This window comes from Microbulbifer sp. CAU 1566 (genome assembly GCF_023156515.1).
Classification (GTDB): domain Bacteria; phylum Pseudomonadota; class Gammaproteobacteria; order Pseudomonadales; family Cellvibrionaceae; genus Microbulbifer.
In genome coordinates this window covers 108,259-121,830 of sequence record NZ_JALNMG010000001.1, presented here as the reverse complement: position 1 = coordinate 121,830, position 13,572 = coordinate 108,259, and the positions used below count along the sequence as shown (strand labels likewise).

Genomic DNA, 13,572 nt, shown 5'->3' with positions numbered 1-13,572 from the left:
GGCAAGGTTATTAAAGGCGGTCGTACAAGAGACGCTCAGTGCTCAGGTGCTCTCGCTGCCTTTGATTTCCTCGGCAGTGTCGACCTCGTCCAGTGGAGCCGCAGTGCTCTCCGTTTCCCGGCGGGACTTTACCGCCTGGCGCCCGGGTATCACTGCTTGCCACAGGCTGTCCGCCAGTTCCTGCGGGCTGTTACGGCGGCCTTTGGCAATCCAGTACACGATCGCGCCAGCGACATCTGGCCAGGTGATTTGCACGCCCTTGGGGTGCTCCTCCAGCCAGCGTCCGATGGTGATGGCATCCATATGCTCCACCACCTTGGCCAGTTGCAGTTCTCTCAGGGCCAGGGCATTGGCCTCCTGCTCAAATTGCCCTTTGAGCGGGCGGGTGAGGATCGGTTTGCCGAGGGTCAGGGTCTCTGCAATCAGCTCGAAACCGCTATTACAGATGACGGCCTTGGCGCTGGCAACATCCGCGCGGAAACCGTCAACAGACGGAGCCTTCAGGGTGATGTTGTCCGCTTTGGGCTGGTCCGTGGGCAGGCCGTAGACGGTGAACTGGTGTGGCAGCTGGGCCAGTTGTCGCAGTAACGGGGCTGCGTGCTCGAACGGCAGGTAAACCAGTACATGACCGTCATTCGCCCCAGGCACTTCGTCTTGAGACGGATCACTGTGGGCCTGTGCTATAGGTGGCAGAATCGGATGGCCAAAGTGATACCAGTGCATTCCCAGGCTCACCTTTACCGGCGCGAACATTTTCATGATGGCGCGGGCGATCCAGCCAAAGGCTGGCGTGGGTATGGAAAAATTGAACGCGTACTGGTGGCCGAGTCCGAGACTGGGGCGCTTGCGCTTTTTGGCCGCCCAGGCGCTGACCGGCTCGAAGTCGCTGATGACCAGGTCGAAATCCTGTACCGGCAGCTCGCGGATGTCCTTCAGCAGGCGGCTGAGGTTCAGTTGTCTGGCTGTGGCAATCTGGTCGATTTTGCCTTCCTTGTGCACGAAGGTCAGGCCTTCGCGCCACCAGTAGTCCCCGAAGGCTTCCATCGCGAAAAGTTTTTCTGGCGGTCGGCCGGTAAACAGCCATTGAACTTCCAGCTCCGGAAATTGGGCGAAGGCCTCGGCCATGGCTCTGGCGCGGGAGATATGGCCGTTGCCGGTGCCCTGAACGCCGTACAGAATTTTCAAATTGCTTCTCCGGTTGATGAGCAGTATCTGACTGAAAGGAGGGATCACGTTGAGCTAGAGCAAGGCTCCACTGACTGCGAATCCCACACAGATGCCCAACAGTGCTCCGGCACAGACGTCGGTGGGATAGTGCACGCCGAGACCTACGCGGGATGTCCCAACGCCGGCAGCCCAGAAGTAGCCCAGGGCCCAAAGCGGGTTGAGACTCTGGCTCAGTATGGTGACAAACAGGAAAGCACCGGAGGTGTGGCCGGACGGTAAGCTGAAGCGGTCATTGGCCACCACAATGGAGCGCAGGCCGGGGATGGATTCCGGCGGGCGGTTGCGCTTGGTGGTGTTTTTGATGGTCCAGTAGAGGGATCGCTCGATCGCGAAAGCAGCACCGCAGAGATACAGGAACGGCAATGCGGCCGCGGTGTTGAGGATGGCAATCAACAGTGGCGATAGCAGGTAGAGCCAGCCGTCGGCAGAGCGGGACAGCAGCAGGTAGTTCCTGCGGGATGTCGGCCGTGTCGCCCGCTCTGCCATTCGCAGTACCAGAGAGACATCTACCGTTTTCAGAGTGATAGGTAAGCTTCGCATGCACTAAAAGTACGAAGCCTATGTTGCGCGGACTTGAACGAAATATGTCAGAACCGTGAAATCTGACGATTGGCGGACAGCCCGGTGTCTGTCCGCCAGCGCTGGATCAGTCGATCCCGATTTTGATGGCACCGGAACCGGGCAGTTTCTCCACAAGCTCGTGACCGCAGAGTTTTGACGGTGTGAAGTAGCCGCCATCGCCGTTGTATCCCAGCAGGTGCTCCATGACCGCCAGAGAACCGTGCACGGTCACATCGTAGCCGTTGGCGGTCACCACGCGGCCCACCCGGCGCTCGCCGCGGCGGTCGTTGCGCACTTCGCCCCACACCCAGGTCTGCTGTTCTGCGCGCTGGTTTTCGCTGGGACCACGGACTTTTTGGTCCACTTTGCCCTTGAGCCAGTTCTGCATCCAGTTCATACGCAGCAGCCAGCGGAATTTGTTCAGCTGCTGCATTTTTTTTGCCCGCCGCGGGCTCATGGGAATGTACACCTCGATATTGGGGATTTCGGTGGTGTAGTAAGCGGTGGCAATGTCACCCCAGGGAATGGCGACGGCGAATTTTTCGCCGCGGCCGAAATTGATCTTGCGGGTAATTTCGCCGTGGGGGGTGATTTCAATCTTGCCGTTGCGGCGCACGGCACTGCCCACGCCCAGGCTTTCAATCGAGGTCTTGGCGGTACCGGGGCTGAGGCCGGAATCGGAATCGAAACCCAGGGTGAGGTGGGTGGCGCTGGTCATGGTTTTATGCAGTGCGGCCGCCAGGCAATCGGTGGGAATCACATCGAAACCGGTGCCGGGGCAGAGCACGACACCTGCGGCCTTCGCCTCTGCGTCCATCCCGTGGGCCAGCTGGTAGACCGACATTTCGCCGGTAATGTCCTGATAGTGGGTGCCGCTGGCAATACAGGCGCGCATCATCGGCTCTGCAGTGGCAGAGAAGGGGCCGGCGCAGTGAATCACCACGGCAACGTCTTTGAGGGTCCGGACCAGGGCCTCTTCATCGTCCAGGCTGACGGCAATAGCCGGCAGTCCCAGCTCGTTGGCCAGCGGTTGCAGCTTGGCAGCACTGCGGCCAGAGAGAATGGGCTTCAGCCCCTTGGCGACTGCGTTGCGGGCAATCAGCTCACCGGTATAGCCATAGGCGCCGTAAATCAGGATCTGTTTATTGTTCACCGAGTGTCCTTATTGTTCTCGATCTTCTTATTCAATCGGGTAACTGTTGTTACAGGCGTTTGTTACTGGCGCTTGTTACAGGCGTTTTTCCAGAGCGAAGCGCGGAACCTGCTGCCCGTCTTTTTCCACGGTCTCCGCAAACATCGCCAGAGGGCGGGCCCAAACGCCAAACTCATCATACAGAGCCCGGTATATGGCCAGTTGTTCCCCGGTTTCACTGTGGGTGGCAATTTCCATCAAATGGTATTGCTTGCCGTTTTTATAGTGGCGATAAATGCCCTTGCTGATCGGATCCATGTGTATCCTCCTCAGGAGAGGTGGTAAGGGGAGAGTTGGATCTGGTTGACGCGTTGCCCGTGCAGCACAGCGATACCGCTGTAACGGCGCTCTCCGGTAGAGGTAAATTCGAATTCGTACTGGCGCAGCAGGCGCACCTGGCCGCTCTTGTCGCGCTTCAGGCGAGTGCGCTTTAGCATCACCGTATCATCCAGCAATTGCACGCCGGTTTCTTTACAGTGCGTCTTTACGATCCTGCGCACCCGGTCCTTGGCGGCCATACCGGCCCAGAAATACCAGGCTGCCAGTATCAGCAGGAAGATCCAGAAAAGGTCGCCCAGTGAGTAATACATAGGAGGTACGTTTTGCTATCTTTCGTGGGCGCAAGAATACCACCAGCGGAGGGACTATGCCCGGCACGATTCTCATCACCGGCTGTTTCCCCAAAAGTCTTGTGCCACGGGGGGCGAGATTCCCTGGTTGCGTGATTTTCAAGTAAGAAAGTAACGATCAGGGGAGAGGCAGCAGATCCAGGTGCTGGGCGATCTGGCCCAGTGACATCAGCATACACATGGTGATCACCAGCGGACGTATGATGCGGGTACCGCCTGCCAGCATGGTGTGGCTTCCGATAAACGCGCCCAGCATTTGTCCGGCCATCATGGCTCCGCCGATAACCCACACCACTTTGCCGCCAGTGGCAAACAGGGCCAGGGAGACCACGTTGGTGGTGAGGTTGAACAGTTTTGCCCGGATGGTTGCGGTGAGCAGGGTTTGCCCGCGAAAGGCAACCCCGGACGCGGCAAAAAAGGTCCCGGTACCGGGGCCAAAAGCGCCGTCATAAAAGCCCACCGCAGGCACGCACGTCAGTGCCCACTGTTTTTCACTCAGTTTTCCCTGGCGTTCGCTGTTGCCCAAATTGGGGGTGAGCCAAACATAGAGTGCGACGCACAACAACAGCACTGGAATCACCCAGTTGAGCCAGCTTGTGTCCACCCGCTGAATCAGCCAGGCGCCTACACCAGCGCCAATGCCTGCAGTAACCACCGGAAGAATCAGCGCGCGCTCGCGCAAGTGCCCCTTGGAATACAGCGTGGCCGTCGAGGTAAACGTACCGAGTATCGCCTGACTTTTGTTGGTCGCCAGTGCGGCAACCGGCGGTAGGCCGGCGAGCAGTAACGCGGGCACCGTCAGTAACCCGCCGCCACCGGCCAGGGTGTCCACCCAGCCCGCCAGCATGGCAACAGCAAACAGAATCAATAGCAGGGTAATGGTGATATCCATCGGGTACTTCTTGTGTGAGTCGGACTTGGGGTGTCAGGGGGCAGTGGTGGGTGTCTGGATGGGCAGGCTGAGCTTGCCGGCAATCAATGCCTCCTTGCGTGCCTTGGGCCACTTCTTGATCTGCATTTCCAGTTTTAATGCATCGGAATGGCTGTCGACGCCCTGTTGGAATTCCAGTGTCAGGGGGCCGCGACCGCGCAGCGCCTTGGCGGCTTTGGGGCTGCCACTGCTGTGCTCTTCAAAGCGCCGCTCTACATCTCGGGTAATACCCGTATACAGCGAGCCGCTGTTGGTGCGAATCAGATAAACAAACCAGCCAGACAAAACATAACCGCCGATTAAAAAAGACTTTGCTGGTCACCGGATTGTGGCGGCAGAAAAAAGCGACTGCAATCCAGGTCCAGCTTGCGTTCATTCAGTCCCAGTTTGCGACAGGTTACCCGAAACCGCTGCTGCAGTAACTGTGCAAAGACACCGGTGCCTCGTTGGCGCTGGCCGAATTCGGTCTGGTTATCCTTACCGCCGCGGCTCTGTTGCACCAGGCTCATCACGTGCTGTGCCCGCTGCGGGTAGTGTTCTGCTAGCCATTGGCGAAAGAGCGGTGCCACCTCAAACGGTAATCGCAGCAGTATGTAAGCGGCGTGAATCGCGCCCGCCTGCTGCGCCTGGGTAAGAATGGCTTCCAGTTCTGAATCGTTCAGTGCCGGAATCATGGGCGCGGCCATCACCGCGGTGGGTATACCGGCACTTGCCAGTGCTTCGATGGTGCGCAGCCGTGCTGCCGGCCCTGCGGTGCGCGGTTCCAGTTTGCGTTTTAATGCATTGTCCAGCGTGGTTACGCTGATCCCCACATGTACCAGGTTGTCTTGCGCCATTTCCGCCAGTATCGGCAGGTCACGCAGTATCAGCTGGCTCTTGGTGACTATGGTCACCGGGTGCTGGTAGCGCTGCAGTGTTTCCAGTAACTGGCGGGTGATCTGCTTTTCTTTTTCCAGGGGCTGGTAGGGATCAGTATTGGTGCCCATGGCAATGGGGCTGCACTGGTAACTTTTTTGGCGCAGTGTCTTTTCAAGCAGCTCCGCGGCATTGGGTTTGTAAAACAGCCGGGTTTCGAAATCGAGCCCTGGCGACAGGTCCATATAGGCATGGGCGGGGCGGGCGTAGCAGTAGACGCATCCGTGTTCGCAGCCCCGATAGGCGTTGATCGACTGGGTAAACGGAATATCCGGGGAGTTATTGGTGGTAATGATGGACTTGGCCTTCTCCTCGATCGCCACGGTGTCAATCCGTTGCTGCTGTTCCAGGGCCTGCTCCCAGCCGTCGCTCTCGCGGGTGCTGACCTGATCCACAAAGCGCCCCGCCAGGTTACTGATGGCGCCGCGCCCCTTGAGGGATTGGGTAGGGTTGTCAGGGGAGTCGTTGGCCACGGAATTTAGGGCTGTATGTTTGTCCAGTTGTTTGGGGAGTTTATGACTGGATCCTAGCCAGTGCAAGGAAACTGCGAAGCACATACAATGACTGCTTGGTTTTCGTCGGTTTTCGATGATTCTAGGGCAGGGAGCAGGGGATGGATCTTCATGCGGTCGCCGCGATCAAGGCATTCGCGGTCAATGTATTACAGGTGTTTGCGATGCTGTTCGCCTTCGGGCTGGTGTTGCTGGTGCTCTATGTGGTGTACCTGTATCTCTCGGATGTGAGTCAGACCAAGCAGGCCATCCGCCGCAACTTCCCTGTGCTGGGGCGTTTCCGCTATCAGTTTGAGCACCTCGGGGAGTTTTTCCGGCAGTACTTCTTTTCCCTGGACCGGGAAGAGATGCCCTTCAATCGCGCCCAGCGCAGCTGGGTATACCGCGCGGCAAAAAACGTGGATTCCACCCTGGCTTTCGGTTCCACAAGACCCCTCAATCAGCCAGGGGATATCGTGTTCCTGAACCATCCCTTTCCCACCCTGGCCAAGGACGCGGTACCACCGCGAGAGGTTACGGTGGGGGAAGGCGCCGCGCGCAGACCCTATACCACCCGCTCCATCTTCAATATTTCGGGCATGAGCTTCGGCGCCCTGTCGGTGCCAGCGGTGGAAGCGTTGTCGAGAGGCGCGGCCAAAGCGGGGATCTGGCTGAATACCGGCGAGGGTGGCTTGTCGCCCCACCACCTGGTGGGCGGTTGTGACGTCGTCTTCCAGATCGGTACCGCCAAATACGGTGTGCGGGACGCCGAAGGCAACCTGTCTGACGACAAATTGCGGGAAGTGGCGGCCCATGAACAGGTCAAAATGTTCGAGCTGAAACTCTCCCAGGGCGCCAAGCCGGGCAAGGGCGGCATATTACCGGGAATCAAGGTGACGCCGGAGATTGCCCGGGTGCGCGGTATTCCTGTGGGGATGGACTCCATCAGTCCCAATGGCCACCCGGAATTCAGGGATGTGGCCGGGCTGCTGGATATGATTGGTCATATTCGCGAGGTTACCGGTAAGCCTGTTGGTTTCAAGTGCGTGATTGGCAGCAGCGACTGGCTGCATGAATTGTGCGATTTGATCCGGCGGCGTGGCCCGGAGTCCGCACCGGACTTCATTACCATCGATAGCGCTGATGGTGGCAGCGGTGCCGCGCCCCAGAGTTTGATGGACTATATGGGGCTGCCGCTGAACCGCAGTCTGCCGCTGGTGGTTGATCTTATTGCCGAGTACGGGTTGCGCGAGCGCATCAAGATTATCTGCGCGGGCAAATTGCTGACGCCGTCCATGGTGGCCTGGGCGCTGGCGATGGGCGCCGACTTTATCAATTGCGGGCGCGGTTTCATGTTTTCCCTCGGCTGTATCCAGGCCATGCAGTGCAATAAAAATACCTGCCCAACGGGCGTTACTACCCACAACCCGGACCTGCAGCAGGGGCTGGATCCCATGGACAAGGCCGAGCGGGTTTACCATTACGCGCGCAACATGGTGTACGAAGTGGGCACCATCGCGCACTCCTGTGGTGTCCCCGAGCCACGCCAATTGCGCCGCGCTCATGTCGAAGTCATCAATGAGCGTGGTACACCGGTGCCATTGTCCGACCTGGTGCCGGAAGTAAAACCCAAATCCGTGATCGCCTCCGATCGCGATTCCCAATAATCGACCCTTCGGGAGTGAACCATGGAAGGCGTAACCACACTGGTCGGCCAGGGGTTGTATATGGCGGTTGCTGCGGTAGCGGGGCTATCGATTGCGCGCATTTTGAAACGGGACAATACCCTCGGTTGCCTGATTGCCGGGGTACTTGCGGGCATGCTGCTGCCGGTTTTCGACTACGACACCGGACTGCGTGCCGAAAACCTGCAGCAGCTGGTGTTCTTCGTAATCCTGCCGGTATTGATCTTTGACTCGGCATGGAAAATTGATCCCGACAAGCTGTTCCGCTGGTTGGGCCCAATCCTGCTGCTGGCCACCTTGGGCGCACTGATCTGTGCGTTGATTACCGCGATACTGGTTTACTACGGCATTTATCACCCCTCCGGTTTCCCCTGGCTGGCTGCACTGCTTACCGGCGCTATTCTTGCGGCTACCGATCCGGTCGCGATTGTTGCCCGGTTGCGAACAACCAATGCCAATGAAGAATTACTGACATTAGTCGAGGGCGAGAGCCTGTTTAACGATGCGGTGGCGATTGTGCTTTTCTCCCTGGTGTTGGGCATAGCCAGCCACAGTGCCATGGAGGGATCGGTGGCAACCGGAGAAGCCATCAGCGGCGCGGGTGGTTTTGCGCTTTATTTTGCAGTGGTTTTCTTTGGCGGGTTGGCGTTGGGTTCGCTTTGCGGGCTGGTGACGGCGATTGTGATTCTGTTTTTACGCTCTGCGGGTGCCGCGTTGATGGTGCTGGTACTGGCGGCGTTTGGCAGTTTCTATCTGGCAGAACATGTTGTCGGTGTATCCGGAATTATCGCGGTCGTGCTGTGCGCCATCGTGGCGAGGGCTTGCCTGCGTGAGCAGTACGAGACTTACCTGAGCCATGCTGAACCCACCTGGGAGTGGCTGAGTTTGCTATTTAATGCCCTGATCTTTGTGATCATGGGGCTGGTGATAACCTTCGAGATGTTTTCTCACCAGTGGTTGGCGATGATCATCGGGATTGTTGCGGCGATTGGTGCACGGGGCTTTGCAGTATTTTTGTTGGCGCCTTTTGCGCGTTATGTGGGGCCGCCGATTCCCGCGAACTGGCGTTTGATCTTGAGCTGGGGCGGTTTGCGGGGGGTAATTGCGGTGGCGCTGGTGTTGTCACTACCAACGGAGTTGCCTTACTGGTGGACAGTACAGTCGATGGTGTTCGGGGTGGTATTGTTTTCTTTGTTGGTGCAGGGGACTACGAGTACTCGCTTGATTCGGAAGTTGGGATCTTAGCGTTATTTCTCGTGTGATTTGTTGTGCTTGCGAAGTAATTGGTCTGAATTGAAGGGAGAGTGCTGGGAATTCGTTTTCAAAAGCGTCGGCAACAGGGATGTTGCCGACGCAGCGTACAGGGATGTATTCACAGCGGTTTTGAAAACGAATACCCAGTGCTCTCCCGCCACCGGGCCAGCTTCAGAGCAGTACCCTGAAGCCCGCAAGCCGTATTATTGCCAGTTAAGAATCACCTTTCCGGATTCCCCAGAACCCATGGTGTCAAAACCAGTCTGGAACTCATCTACCGGGAACTGGTGGGTGATGATCGGAGACAGGTCGAGGCCGGACTGAATCAGGCTGGCCATCTTGTACCAGGTCTCAAACATTTCGCGACCGTAGATTCCCTTAAGAATCAGGCCTTTGAAGATTACCTGGCTCCAGTCGATTGCCATCTCACCTGGGGGAATCCCCAGCATTGCAATCTTGCCGCCGTGGTTCATGGCCGACAGCATATCGCGGAAAGCGACAGCGACACCGGACATTTCCAGCCCCACGTCGAAACCTTCGGTCATGCCGATGTCTTTCATTACATCCGGCAGTTTTTCCTTGCTGACATTGACGGTGCGCGTTGCGCCCATTTTCTTCGCCAGCTCCAGGCGGTAATCGTTGATATCGGTAATGACCACATGGCGCGCGCCTACGTGGCGCGCTACCGCCGCGGCCATGATACCGATGGGGCCGGCGCCGGTGATCAGGACATCTTCGCCTACCAGGTCAAACGACAGCGCAGTGTGCACGGCGTTGCCGAAGGGGTCGAAAATGGAAGCCAGTTCGTCGGAAATATTGTCCGGGATTTTGAAGGCATTGAGTGCGGGAATCACCAGGTATTCCGCAAACGCGCCCTGGCGATCCACGCCCACACCGTAGGTGTTGCGGCACAGGTGGCGGCGGCCGGCGCGGCAGTTGCGGCAATGGCCACAGGTGATATGGCCTTCGCCACTGACTCTATCGCCCACTTTAAAGCCGGCCACTTCCTGGCCCATACCGACGACTTCACCCACATACTCGTGGCCCACCACCATGGGTACCGGAATGGTCTTTTGCGACCACTCGTCCCAGTGGTAAATGTGCATGTCTGTGCCGCAGATGGCAGTCTTGCGGATCTTGATCAACAGGTCATTGTGACCTGGCTCGGGTACCTCGACATCGGTCATCCAGATGCCGGGTTCCGACTTGAGTTTGGATAATGCTTTCATAACTACCGCTTAAATAATCTCGAGTTCTTTGCCGGCTTCAATAAAGGCATCAATGCAACGGTCCAGTTGCTCGCGGGTGTGCGCTGCAGACATCTGGGTGCGGATGCGGGCCTGGCCCTTGGGGACCACCGGGTAGAAGAAACCCACCACGTAAATGCCTTTCTCCAGCATTTTGTCGGCCATCTTCTGTGCCAGTGCGGCATCACCGATCATGACCGGGATAATGGCGTGGTCGGCACCGGCGAGAGTAAAGCCCGCTTCGGTCATACGCTTGCGGAAATACTGGGAGTTTTCCTGCAGTTGTTCGCGCAGCTCGCCGCCTTCCACCAGCATGTCCAGTACCTTCAGGGAGGCGGTGACGATGGCGGGGGCTACCGAGTTGGAGAAAAGGTAAGGGCGCGAGCGCTGGCGCAGCAGGTCGATGATTTCCTTGCGGCCGGAGGTGAAACCGCCGGAGGCGCCGCCGAGGGCTTTGCCCAGGGTGCCGGTGATGATGTCCACGCGTTCAACCACGTCGCAGTATTCGTGGGTGCCGCGGCCGTGGGCGCCCAGGAAGCCGACCGCGTGGGAGTCGTCCACCATTACCAGGGCGTTGTATTTGTCTGCCAGGTCGCAGAGGCCTTTGAGGTTGGCGATGACGCCGTCCATGGAAAAGACGCCGTCGGTGGCGATCAGTTTGGTTTTGGCGCCGGCGGCGTCCGCGGCTTTCAATTGTTCTTCCAGGTCTGCCAGGTCGTTGTTGGCGTAGCGGAAGCGCTTGGCTTTACACAGTCGCACGCCGTCGATGATGGAGGCGTGGTTGAGGGCGTCGGAGATGATGGCATCGTCCGGACCCAGCAGTGTTTCGAACAAACCGCCGTTGGCGTCGAAGCAGGAGGTGTAAAGGATGGTGTCTTCGGTCTGCAAGAATTCGGACAGGCGGGATTCCAGTGCCTTGTGGATGTCCTGGGTACCGCAGATAAAGCGCACGGAGGCCATGCCGAAGCCGTACTGGTCGAGGCCTTCTTTGGCGGCTTCGATCAGGTCGGGGTGGTTGGCGAGCCCGAGGTAGTTGTTGGCGCAGAAGTTGAGTACCTGGGTGTCATTGTTGACCTGGATCTCGGCGCTCTGTTGGGAGGTGATAATGCGCTCGCGCTTGTAGAGGCCATCCGCCTCAATCTGTTTCAGTTCGTCGCGCAGGTGCTGGAAAAATTGCTCGGGCTTGGACATGGCGTTTTTATTGGCTCCTGTCAGTGCTTTTGGCAGTAGAGAAATAGAGCGGGCATGAACAACTTTGGTGGCGGTGCCGCTACCGGGTGTGCCCTTGTGAGACACGCCGTAGACCCATCCATGGGGGCTCGGCTGCGGCCGTCCTGGCCGCAGACGGTCTCACAAGGGCACACCCGGTATCGACACCTGCGCATAAAGCTCAAACGTTGATTCACCAACGTTGAAAATTCAGCCGTAAGTGTAGGTTGGGCGCTCTTCTATAACGAGATTGCCCCACCGACACGGTTTATTCGGTTTATCCCACCAGCTCACAAGCCTTGTGGGCAGTGACCGGTGCGTCGCTGGCGCGGCAGTGGGTAGCGAAGGCCAGCGCGTCTTCCGTTGAGTCGAACAGTAGTTGCCACAGCAGAAGCTTATCGCTGCGTTTGACTGCCCTTACGGCCGTGCGGCTGCGCTGGGGGGCAATCTGGATTTCGATAACGTCGGTGCTGGATAGCGTAAAGTCGGACATGTTCCCTCCAAAAATTCTGGAGGGCTGACGGCGGAAGAGGCGATTCGTCAGTAAAAAAATCGCATCCCGGTAGGATTGCAACGCTGTAACCATGGTTGGTCCAGCGAGAGCCCCATCCTCTCCACAGGCTGTAACTGGTTACAGTCTGTGACGAGAAACCACCTTGCCCCGGTAGGCAGGTTGGCGTTGGCGTCAGCCACTCTCTTGATGTCGGGGGCAAAGATAGCGGCGGCGGAACGGGCAGTCAACCGCGCCGCCGGTAGTGGCGGCGCGTCAGGATTTTATCCGGGAAGTTGTACGGATTTCAGTTCAATAAACTCGTCCAGACCGGCTTCGCCGAACTCGCGGCCATTGCCGGAACGCTTGTATCCACCGAAGGGGACATCGTAGTTGAACTCGCCGCCGTTGACGAAGCAGAGGCCGGCTTCGATGCGGCGTACCACGGGCATGGCAGCCTCGGCGTCTTTGGCCCAGACGCCGCTGGAGAGCCCGTATTCGGTGTCGTTGGCAATGCGGATGGCTTCGTCCAAATCCTGGTAGGGAATCAGGCAGGTGACCGGGCCGAAGATTTCTTCGCGGGCGATGGTCATGTCGTTGGTGACGTCGGCAAAGACGGTGGGTTTGACGTAGAAGCCTTTGGCAAAACCTTCCGGAATTTCACTGCCACCGGTGACCATGCGCGCACCTTCATTGAGGCCTTTTTCGATATAGCTGCGCACGATTTCTCGCTGGCGTGCCGAGGAGAGGGGGCCCATATAGGCGTCTTTGTCGGTGCCCATGGCGATTTCCTCGGCCACACGTTTGGCAATGTTCACCGCTTCTTCGTAGCGCTCTGCGGGTACCAGCATGCGGGTCAGGGCGGTGCAGGTCTGGCCGCTATTGATAAAGACATCTTCGCAGCCCCAGCGCACGGCAGCTTCCAGGTCGGCGTCGGGGGTGATGATGAAGGGCGATTTCCCGCCCAGTTCCTGGGTGACCCGTTTGACGGTCGGGGCGGCATTTTTCGCGACTTCGATACCGGCGCGGGTAGAGCCGGTGAATGAGACCATGTCGATGTAATTGTGGCTGGAAAGTGCGGCGCCGACAATGGGACCTGCACCGGGCACCAGATTGAAGACACCCGCAGGCAGGCCGGCGGCGTCGATGATTTCCGCCATCACGTAATCCTGCAGCGGCGTCATTTCCGAGGGCTTCTGGATCATGGTGCAGCCCGCCGCCAGTGCCGGTGCCACCTTGCCCACGAACTGGTGCAGAGGATAGTTCCAGGGTGTGATGAATCCGCAAACCCCGACAGGTTCGCGCAGTACAACCGAGTGCGCGGCTTTCTCTGTTTTTTCCATCATCTCCGCGCGGTCGGCGTAATAGCGCATAGCGTAAATAGGGCCGTCGATATGCAGCCATTCGGTGATGTGCGGCGGGCAGCCCAATGCCTGGGATACGGCGTCGATCAGGTCCTGTTTGCGCGCTTCCATACCGTCGGCGATGGCGTGCATCAGGGCCTGGCGTTTGGCGGCGCGGCTGTGGCGCCACTCCTTGAAGGCGGCCTTGGCGGCGGCAACCGCGTCGTCGACATCTTCCAGTGTGCCCTGGATGACTTCACACAGGACTTCTTCGGTGGCGGGATTAACGACGGCGTGCAGGTTGCCGCCCTTGGAGTCGCGCCATTCGCCGTTGATATAGAGCTTATCCGTTGGCAGTTTGTTCAGATCGGTCATGGTTCTTCCACTGAGTGTATTTT

General features: G+C 58.3%; 14 protein-coding genes and 1 riboswitch. Of the genes, 2 read left to right on the top strand and 12 right to left on the bottom strand.

Translation table 11 applies throughout. The annotated features are described in order from the left end of the window. Positions 1–42: 42 nt before the first annotated feature. The 8 genes from M0G74_RS00530 to M0G74_RS00495 all read right to left on the bottom strand — a co-directional run bounded on the left by M0G74_RS00530 (position 43) and on the right by M0G74_RS00495 (position 5,928). Positions 43–1,185 carry an MJ1255/VC2487 family glycosyltransferase gene (locus tag M0G74_RS00530; RefSeq protein WP_248213367.1) on the bottom strand — a complete coding sequence of 381 codons (1,143 nt, stop codon included), beginning with the start codon at positions 1,183–1,185 and terminating at the stop codon, positions 43–45. A gap of 54 nt (positions 1,186–1,239) precedes the next feature. Further along, positions 1,240–1,767 (bottom strand): phosphatase PAP2 family protein, encoded by a 528-nt coding sequence (locus tag M0G74_RS00525; RefSeq protein ID WP_248213363.1) that lies wholly within the window; start codon positions 1,765–1,767, stop codon positions 1,240–1,242. Between the two features lie 106 nt (positions 1,768–1,873). Continuing rightward, positions 1,874–2,941: a saccharopine dehydrogenase NADP-binding domain-containing protein gene (locus tag M0G74_RS00520; RefSeq protein WP_248213358.1), complete on the bottom strand. Its 1,068-nt coding sequence runs from the start codon at positions 2,939–2,941 to the stop codon at positions 1,874–1,876. Between the two features lie 75 nt (positions 2,942–3,016). Next, complete coding sequence (locus M0G74_RS00515) at positions 3,017–3,238, bottom strand: DUF1653 domain-containing protein (protein ID WP_160152987.1); 222 nt, start codon at positions 3,236–3,238, stop codon at positions 3,017–3,019. Between the two features lie 11 nt (positions 3,239–3,249). Next, the gene (locus M0G74_RS00510) at positions 3,250–3,570 is read right to left on the bottom strand and encodes a DUF3301 domain-containing protein (protein ID WP_248213356.1); all 321 of its coding nucleotides are present in this window, start codon (positions 3,568–3,570) and stop codon (positions 3,250–3,252) included. A gap of 157 nt (positions 3,571–3,727) precedes the next feature. After that, positions 3,728–4,501, bottom strand: coding sequence for a TSUP family transporter (locus M0G74_RS00505; RefSeq protein ID WP_248213354.1), 774 nt, complete (start codon positions 4,499–4,501; stop codon positions 3,728–3,730). Positions 4,502–4,534: 33 nt separating this feature from the next. Next, positions 4,535–4,825 (bottom strand): GIY-YIG nuclease family protein, encoded by a 291-nt coding sequence (locus tag M0G74_RS00500; protein WP_248213348.1) that lies wholly within the window; start codon positions 4,823–4,825, stop codon positions 4,535–4,537. Between the two features lie 14 nt (positions 4,826–4,839). Continuing rightward, the gene (locus M0G74_RS00495) at positions 4,840–5,928 is read right to left on the bottom strand and encodes a PA0069 family radical SAM protein (protein WP_248213346.1); all 1,089 of its coding nucleotides are present in this window, start codon (positions 5,926–5,928) and stop codon (positions 4,840–4,842) included. 140 nt (positions 5,929–6,068) lie between these two features. Here M0G74_RS00495 and M0G74_RS00490 point away from each other — a divergent pair, with 140 nt between their 5' ends. Both M0G74_RS00490 and M0G74_RS00485 read left to right on the top strand, forming a co-directional pair. Then, positions 6,069–7,613 carry an FMN-binding glutamate synthase family protein gene (locus M0G74_RS00490; RefSeq protein ID WP_248213344.1) on the top strand — a complete coding sequence of 515 codons (1,545 nt, stop codon included), beginning with the start codon at positions 6,069–6,071 and terminating at the stop codon, positions 7,611–7,613. A gap of 21 nt (positions 7,614–7,634) precedes the next feature. Continuing rightward, a complete protein-coding gene (locus M0G74_RS00485; protein WP_248213342.1) occupies positions 7,635–8,876 on the top strand; it encodes a sodium:proton antiporter in 1,242 nt (413 codons plus the stop codon). A gap of 212 nt (positions 8,877–9,088) precedes the next feature. Here the strand turns inward: M0G74_RS00485 and tdh are convergent, their stop codons facing one another. From tdh to M0G74_RS00465, 4 genes are all read right to left on the bottom strand, one after another. Further along, on the bottom strand, positions 9,089–10,114 hold the full coding sequence (tdh, locus tag M0G74_RS00480) for an L-threonine 3-dehydrogenase (RefSeq protein ID WP_248213341.1): 1,026 nt from the start codon (positions 10,112–10,114) through the stop codon (positions 9,089–9,091). Between the two features lie 9 nt (positions 10,115–10,123). Further along, complete coding sequence (locus M0G74_RS00475; RefSeq protein WP_248215270.1) at positions 10,124–11,323, bottom strand: glycine C-acetyltransferase; 1,200 nt, start codon at positions 11,321–11,323, stop codon at positions 10,124–10,126. A 295-nt stretch (positions 11,324–11,618) separates the two neighbouring features. Further along, positions 11,619–11,834 (bottom strand): hypothetical protein, encoded by a 216-nt coding sequence (locus tag M0G74_RS00470; protein WP_160152995.1) that lies wholly within the window; start codon positions 11,832–11,834, stop codon positions 11,619–11,621. 81 nt (positions 11,835–11,915) lie between these two features. Then, positions 11,916–12,050: riboswitch (SAM-I-IV-variant riboswitch) on the bottom strand. Positions 12,051–12,115: 65 nt separating this feature from the next. Then, positions 12,116–13,549 carry an aldehyde dehydrogenase family protein gene (locus tag M0G74_RS00465; protein WP_248213339.1) on the bottom strand — a complete coding sequence of 478 codons (1,434 nt, stop codon included), beginning with the start codon at positions 13,547–13,549 and terminating at the stop codon, positions 12,116–12,118. Positions 13,550–13,572: the final 23 nt, after the last annotated feature.